At 66.2% G+C, this 1,625-nt stretch carries 1 protein-coding gene; it reads left to right on the top strand.

What is annotated here, in order from left to right:
- The first annotated feature begins 120 nt into the window (after nt 1–120).
- The gene (locus MB1_RS24735) at nt 121–1,488 is read left to right on the top strand and encodes an IS1380 family transposase (RefSeq protein WP_066913766.1); all 1,368 of its coding nucleotides are present in this window, start codon (nt 121–123) and stop codon (nt 1,486–1,488) included.
- Nucleotides 1,489–1,625: the final 137 nt, after the last annotated feature.

Raw genomic sequence — 1,625 nt, forward strand, 5'->3', positions numbered from 1 at the left:
CCTGGATCCACCGGCGATGTGACGGTGTGAGCGTGTCGTAAAGCGCGAGAGCCCCTGTAGGGCAGCAGAATCTGAGTTACCACACCAAGATTCCAGCACCAGAACAGAGGCATCTCGCAGGTGAAAGCATCTCACACCGTCACCCCGGTTTTCGATGATCCGAATCTCGTGTCGGCCGCCGGCCTGCTGCCGGTGATGCGACTGGCCGAGACCGCGGGCCTGCACAAGCTGCTCGGGCAACGGTTGACTGTCGAGGCACCGAACCCGACCGCCAAGACTGCGAGCATCGTCGCGGGGATGCTCGCCGGCGCCGACAGCATTGACGACTTCGACCTCCTCCGGCACGGCGGCATGAAGCGACTGTTCAGCGGGATACGGGCGCCGTCGACGCTGGGTACTTATCTGCGATCGTTCACCCACGGTCATGTCCAGCAACTTGATGCCGTCTCCTCCCAGTTGTTGGCCGACCTGGCCACCCAGGTCCCGGATCTGATCGCCGGCGGCGACGAGATCGCGTTCGTCGATGTCGACGACACCGTCCGCGAGGTCCACGGCTACGCCAAGCAGGGCGCCGCGTTCGGATATTCCGGGGTGCGCGGGTTGAACACCCAGGTTGCGGTCCTGTCGACACCGACAACGGCACCTGTGATTGCTCGTGCCCGACTGCGCCGAGGCAACGTCGCCTCCCACACCGGCGCCGGTCGGTTGCTCGCCCAGGCCATCGGCACCGCCCGTGCCGCCGGAGTGACCGGCCAGATCCTCGCCCGGGCGGATTCGGCGTACTTCGGGCACCCGTTCGTCGGCGCTGCACTACGCGCCCGGGTGTGGTTCTCGGTGACCGCCCGGATGAACCCACAGATCAGGGCTGCGATTGCTGGAATCGGCGAGGACTCGTGGACGGCGATCGAGTACCCGAACTCCGTCTACGACGAGGACGAAAAGCGGTGGGTTTCCGATGCTGAGGTCGCCGAAACCGAGGTCACGATCTTCACCTCTCGACGCAAACGTGAGCACGTGACCTGCCGACTGGTGGTACGCCGGGTCAAGCGCCTGAACCCGGTCGCCGACACCGGGCAAGGCGAACTGTTCACCGCCCACCGCCATCACGCGTTCGTCACCAACTCGACGTTGCCGCTGGTCGAGGCCGATGCCCGCCACCGCGATCATGCGATCGTCGAGCAAGTCATCGCCGAGTTGAAGGACGGTCCACTCGCGCACCTGCCGTCGGGGAAGTACGCGGCGAACGCGGCGTGGCTCGCGCACGCGGTGATCGCGTTCAACCTCGCCCGCGCTGCCGGGGCCGCCGCGGCGGGTCGGCATGCCCGCGCGAGATGGGCGACGCTGCGCACCCACCTGATCAACATCCCCGCACGGATCGCGTCGTCCGGTCGCCGGTTGACACTGCACCTGCCGACCTACTGGCCGTGGGAGTCGGCGTGGCGCAACTTGTTCGACATTGCGACCGGCTCACATCAAGCAGTCACCTGACCACAGGCCCGAGCGGGCTCGACCGAGGACACAAGTGGAGAGGCCGGTCAGACCGGCAGCTCGGCCGTGTCCTGAATCCGGGACCACGCCAGAAAACGATCGAGGATCAGATCCGAATCAGGGTCGGTGGATCAGGG

Origin of the sequence: Millisia brevis NBRC 105863 (assembly GCF_001552615.1) — a bacterium.
Classification (GTDB): domain Bacteria; phylum Actinomycetota; class Actinomycetes; order Mycobacteriales; family Mycobacteriaceae; genus Millisia; species Millisia brevis.